The sequence below is a fragment of the Staphylococcus sp. CWZ226 genome (assembly GCF_018986355.1).
In the GTDB taxonomy this organism is placed as follows: domain Bacteria; phylum Bacillota; class Bacilli; order Staphylococcales; family Staphylococcaceae; genus Staphylococcus; species Staphylococcus simulans.
Window position 1 is genome coordinate 1 of the sequence record NZ_JAHMSB010000024.1, and the last position, 5635, is coordinate 5635.

The 5635-nt window shown below is 31.0% G+C and carries 5 protein-coding genes; 2 read left to right on the forward strand and 3 right to left on the reverse strand.

What is annotated here, in order from left to right; all coding sequences use genetic code 11:
• Positions 1-310 precede the first annotated feature (310 nt).
• From KRR19_RS11975 to KRR19_RS11985, 3 genes are all read right to left on the reverse strand, one after another.
• Positions 311-811 (reverse strand): hypothetical protein, encoded by a 501-nt coding sequence (locus KRR19_RS11975; RefSeq protein ID WP_002480089.1) that lies wholly within the window; start codon positions 809-811, stop codon positions 311-313.
• Between the two features lie 149 nt (positions 812-960).
• Entirely contained in the window at positions 961-1419 is a 459-nt protein-coding gene (locus KRR19_RS11980; protein ID WP_002480088.1) for a hypothetical protein, read from the reverse strand.
• Positions 1403-2236, reverse strand: coding sequence for a DUF3100 domain-containing protein (locus KRR19_RS11985; protein WP_002480087.1), 834 nt, complete (start codon positions 2234-2236; stop codon positions 1403-1405). The genes KRR19_RS11980 and KRR19_RS11985 overlap by 17 nt, the downstream gene beginning before the upstream one ends.
• Positions 2237-2541: 305 nt before the next feature.
• Between KRR19_RS11985 and KRR19_RS11990 the strand changes: the two genes are divergently transcribed.
• Together KRR19_RS11990 and dptF are read left to right on the forward strand one after the other, a co-directional pair.
• Complete coding sequence (locus KRR19_RS11990; protein WP_002480086.1) at positions 2542-3429, forward strand: hypothetical protein; 888 nt, start codon at positions 2542-2544, stop codon at positions 3427-3429.
• A gap of 329 nt (positions 3430-3758) precedes the next feature.
• Positions 3759-5543 carry a DNA phosphorothioation-dependent restriction protein DptF gene (gene dptF, locus KRR19_RS11995; RefSeq protein ID WP_207021334.1) on the forward strand — a complete coding sequence of 595 codons (1785 nt, stop codon included), beginning with the start codon at positions 3759-3761 and terminating at the stop codon, positions 5541-5543.
• The last annotated feature ends 92 nt before the right edge of the window (positions 5544-5635 follow it).

Consider the following 5635-nt stretch of genomic DNA (forward strand, 5'->3'; position numbering starts at 1 on the left):
GCTTACATAAGAGTCCGTGAGGACTTCTATTATAAAGATTTTTATACATATTTTCGAAAATTTCATAAAAAAAATAAACTACCGTTACACTTTTTCAAGTTATAACGGTAGTTTGTCTACGGTCTGGGTACAAATGCAGGTTTAATTGGAACATTATTCGCGGCATTAGGTAGTGTATTCTTATTTAATCGTCGTAAGAAGGAAACAAAAGATCATAAATAATGTATCGCAGTAATACTTTGAATAGGTTTTAATGCATAAGTAATGCCTCCTTAAGCTCACATCATGTGAATGCTTTTGGAGGCATTTTTTAATCTAAGTCATAAATTTCTTCATATCTTACTTCTGTTGCTTGTGGTAACCAAGGCTTGCCTGACATAAAGCCAATGTGAGCACCTTCAAATTCTGTGTTCATCAGTTCATCCATAGCTTTTCTTTGCCAATCTCTTTCTCGTTTTCTTCGAAACTTTTCATCTTCGCTCATTTCAAAACGGTAAAGCCATTCAGGAATAAACTTTTTAGGTTTACGTTTCTTAGTTCCAGCGTATTCATTAAGTTCAATAGTGATTGCTCTTTTCTCATAATAGTAAGTGTCATTAAGAAAGATTAAATCAAAGGAGAAGGGTTCAGGTAAGGGGATGCCGAGTTCTTTATACTTTGCTAGGGCGAAGCCTAAGCAATCTTCAGGAGATAGGAGTTCGATTGGAGGAAGTACTTCATGCAGTGATTCTACATCGAAATCTACAAAGAAGTATTGGCCTTCAAGCTTCGGATTATTCTTATAAAATATTGCGACGTATGTGACTTTCATTATCTCAAGTCCTCTCTATATTTATTGTGACGCAGCTTAATTTGAGTAATAAACATAGTAGATGTTATTACTTAGAAATTAGTATAAAAAAAGGAAGTCGACGGCACAATCGACTTCCTTTACCTATTCAGTAAACTTGTATTTATAAGTTAAATAATACCTTGTATCTTCAACACAATATGAGCTACGACGGCTGAACCGACATATGTACTCATTAGAATGACCATACCTACAACGATTGTTTTCCAACCTAATTTTGCAAAGTCAGTCCAAGAGTTACCGATTGAGATACCAGCATATGCAACAACTGGTGTAGCTAAAGCCATTAATTCTACATTGTGTGTCCAACTTACAATATAAGGTGCCGTCGGCATACCAGGAATTGTAAGTACTAATCCAAGTACACCAATATAAGCAATACTAGGAATATTAAGAGGGATGAGCTGTTGAAGAATCATACCGATCAAAGCGATTCCCATTAACGCAAGAACACCTGGAACAGCTTTTGAAGGCATAATGTCTTGGCCAATCCAGTTACTAATTAACGCAATAAGTCCCACAACAACAAGCGTCAAAGACCAGTTGATAATATTAGACGTGAGTTTCATGTATATCCCTCTTTCCTTTTGTACTTTTTTGTAGTCTAGCTTTAACCTTCATAACACCATTGTAGTAACGAATTGTTAATGGTAATGCGATTAAGATACCCATATATAATCCAGTTACTGATGTTAATAAGTTACTGACTCCTGAAAATGCTTTAATATCACTAGCGTAACTTGGGAACATTTCAATAATAGGACCAACTGCGGCAGCTGACATAACGCCACTACCAACACCAGTCGCCATTGCGTAAGCTAATGGATGTAAAGGTATAATGGATGCGATCAAACCTGAAAAGATACTAAAGAATATCGCACCGAAAATTGTTCCGAAGATATACATAGACATGACACCACGCCATTCTGGCGATTCAATACCGAACTTTTCTGTAATCAACGCCATATTTGCTTCTCTACCAATAGAGTGTGTCATACCGATAGCCTCACGACGTAGTCCAAGCATAATTGCTAACGGTAAAGAAAGGAAAATCGTACCTAGGTTACCAAGTTCTTGTAAAACTAATGCTGGACCTGCCGCGATAATTTTAGGAAGTGCAGGTCCTGCTTCAGTACCAAATTTCGCAATTAAAATAGCAACAGAAATAAATACCATAGGCTCTGAGTTTTTGGCTTGTTTCTTACCAACCAAAGGAGTGAAATAAGCTAATAAACCTAAGACAACTCCATAAACTACAGGTAATAATAAAATAGACGTAATCCCTAATGGAATATCGAATGGGCCAATTAATTCACAAATCACAACAATGGCTAATACTAAGACATGTAATCGCCAATCTTTCCAGTAGTGTTGTCTTCGATTCATAGTTATCTCCTCCTATAATAATTATTGTAATAATCAGAAAATTGTGTGAATGAACTCATTGTAACGTTAAACATATAGAAAGTGAAGAGGTAAATGACACTTATTTTGCTTTTTTGGTAAACAAAATGTAGAGCAAAAGCATGTATAATTTGTATGTTCGCATTTCCATGCTGATAAATGTATAGAAAAAGGAGAGTAGTTTATGAGTGATAAAAATAAATGTGAGAGGTAGGCGTTCATATTGTAGAAATTAAAGCAGGTTTTAAATCAATCGTTCTAAAAAATATAGAAAAGAAGGACAACAAATGAATACAACATCAAAAGATAGAAATAAGAATGTAATGGATCGATCTACAAAAGAGGAAATAAATGTTCAGAGTATCGAATGTATAAAAAATTGGAGAACGTGTGATGAGAAGGAAAAAGAGTATTGGGCAAACAAGTTCATTATGCTGAATCACTATACTGTTGATAAAGTGGTTGAACAAAATATATTACAGATAAAAGAAACGATTTTAGAAAAGCAAGATTTAATATCGTATGGATATGAAGGATTGCTCAATATAATGGAAAAGTTTAATTTAGATAATGAAAGCTCTTTTCAATATGATAAGTATTTCAGAGTTCAGTATTATGTCAGAAAGAATATAGATGATCACAAATCTTCATATAAAATTCCCACGTTTGAAAAAGAACAGATAAATTATATGAATCGTTTAATGTCGCAAAATCACTTTCTGGATGAAGATAAGTTAGATGCATTGTTGAGGGAGAAGATTGGGGTTTCTGAAAAGCAATTATTCAACTTAAAAAAGTTCATGGGAATGTGTGTTTATAACCAAATATCATTAGATGAAGAAATGGATAATCTTAAAGAAGATGAATTCATTGATAATAAACTGAGGTTTATTGAAAGAGAAACTGAAAATAGCGTAGAGGAAATAGTTATAATTAATCAATTTATTGAATACATGGTAAATCAAGCTAAAGAAGTTTTGCCTACGGATAGATATTTTATAGTATTCACTAGATATTTAGGGATAGATGGAAAAGAACCAGAAGAATTAAAAAACATAGCTAAACTAGTAGAAACAAGCTATAGATATACTGTAGTTATAAAGAACAGTTCAATTTCAAAGATGAAGTTTGCTGCGAGAAGAGGAGAAATTTCTAATTGGTTTAAAGAAGAATAGTGGGATATTGTTTTATGAATGAGTATCTAAAATAACTAAAAAATAAACCGTGCATATCTATGTTAATCATAGAAGTGCATGGTTTATTTTTGTGTCTAATAATTAAATTAAGTGTTTTATGATTAATATTCATATGTTATAAAAACTAATAACCATAGTGTGGCAACCTTTAAATAAGATGGCATAATGAGTTGAAATATAAGATAATAATAAGGTGCAGCTTAATCAAAATGGATGGTAAGTAATTGGGAAAGATCATTGTTATGTTGTAGTAATATGGTTTAAAATAAAAAATAACAATACATAATTTAAAAAGGGAGAATGATTTGATGGAATTAAAAATGTTGGAAGAAAAATTATTTCGTTCCTTAAAAGAAAATGAAATAGCTATAAAAGACTATAGTATAGATGAGATAAATGTAACTGAATTAAACACAAAGATCTTAAGGTTGAAGATGGAGAAAGTTATAGATAATACTACATTTGAAATATTGAGAAATATTAAAAATGCTATTGCAGATTTCAAAAGATTTAATGATATTAACAGCAAGTCAGAAATTGAAAATCAACTGACAAAATTAGAAAGGTATACAAAAAAGAAATCATTTACAACAAGTAACAACTTTGAAGAGATAATGAAACATTTAAGTGTCACTTCAAAAGAGTCAATTGTAAACTCCCAAGCATTTACAGAATTTAATGACTATTTGCACATAGAAAGACCAATAGAACACAGATTAATTAGCTCTTTAAAGTCTTTGAAAGAAAAAGACTCAGGAATAATTCTGTTAGTTGGGTCTGTTGGTGATGGAAAATCACATTTATTAGCATATCTAAATGATAAATATGCTGAACTTATGCAAGACATTACAATTTATAATGATGCTACTGAAAGCGATAACCCTTATAGAACCGCCCAAGAAACTTTAATAAATATATTTAGAAAGTATAAAGAAAATGGTGGGAAGGTAGTAATAGCGATAAATATTGGAATGTTACACAAATTGAATGAAAGCTTTTCTAATCATCAGGATTTATCGCACTTTAAAGAAATGATTGAAAGTACGCACATTTTTTCAGAAGTCACAGCTGATGTGAAAAATAATCTAGACGAAGAAATTTCAATAGTTTCTTTTATAGGAGAAAAGCCTTTTGAAATAAATGAAAATGGCATGTATAGCACTTTTTATAATGAAGTAATGGAGAAGATCTTTAGAAAAGAATTAGATAATCCCATTTATGCTGCTTTTATGGATGATGATGGATTTAATAGGACAGAAAGTATTTATAGAAACTATAAATTAATGATGAACCAAGATGTAAGGAAAGCTGTTATTCATTTGTTGATAAAGATTCAAATAGAAAACAAAAGGATAATTTCAACCAGAGCTCTTTTAAACTTTATTCACGATATTATTGTTCCAGATAATAATCATAATAATAATTTATTAATGAATTTATTGTTTGAAAGTTCTGATAGATCTCCTTTATTAAAAGCAATAAGCAGCCAAGACCCAAGTAAAATTCAGAACTATAAAATAGACAAACTCAATGTTGAACTTTATAACTCCCTAGATATATATGGTAAAAGTCGTGCTCTTTTTGGTGAAGAAGTATACAAGGAGATAGAAGATTACATTACTTTATTTGATGGACTAAAATACATTAGAAAATTTAAGATGATCATAAGATTGCATTTCTTGTTTAATTATAAAGAATATGAGAACGATGAGTATGAAGAGTATATACAAATGTTGCGATGTATTGAAAACGATAGATTATATAAAAAATCTTTGCTATCCAAGTTGCAAAAGGCAATATATCATTGGAATGGAAGTCCTAAAGAAGGTTTCATTTACAACGAGAATTTTGACTTCGATTCTAATATGAGAATTGGTTTAGAACTTAAGTATGATCTCGTTTATATAAAGGTTACTGATCAATATGCTATTAAGGTAGAAATAGATGTTAATGGTAAAAAATTGGAAGTTGTTATTGATTTTAACCTTTACAAACTCCTTTGTAAGATAGAAAAAGGATATATTGTAAAAGCAAAAGATAAGAAAGACTCTATAGTCTTTTCAGACCGTAGACAAACTACCGTTATAACTTGAAAAAGTGTAACGGTAGTTTATTTTTTTTATGAAATTTTCGAAAATATGTATAAAAATCTTTATAATAGAAGTCCTCACGGACTCTTATGTAA

What these genes read in the sequence shown, in the direction of transcription:
- KRR19_RS11975 (WP_002480089.1), bottom strand. Translation starts at nt 811, where the DNA reads ATGAAAGTCACATACGTCGCAATATTTTATAAGAATAATCCGAAGCTT.
- KRR19_RS11980 (WP_002480088.1), bottom strand. Translation starts at nt 1,419, where the DNA reads ATGAAACTCACGTCTAATATTATCAACTGGTCTTTGACGCTTGTTGTT.
- KRR19_RS11985 (WP_002480087.1), bottom strand. Translation starts at nt 2,236, where the DNA reads ATGAATCGAAGACAACACTACTGGAAAGATTGGCGATTACATGTCTTA.
- KRR19_RS11990 (WP_002480086.1), top strand. Translation starts at nt 2,542, where the DNA reads ATGAATACAACATCAAAAGATAGAAATAAGAATGTAATGGATCGATCT.
- dptF (WP_207021334.1), top strand. Translation starts at nt 3,759, where the DNA reads ATGGAATTAAAAATGTTGGAAGAAAAATTATTTCGTTCCTTAAAAGAA.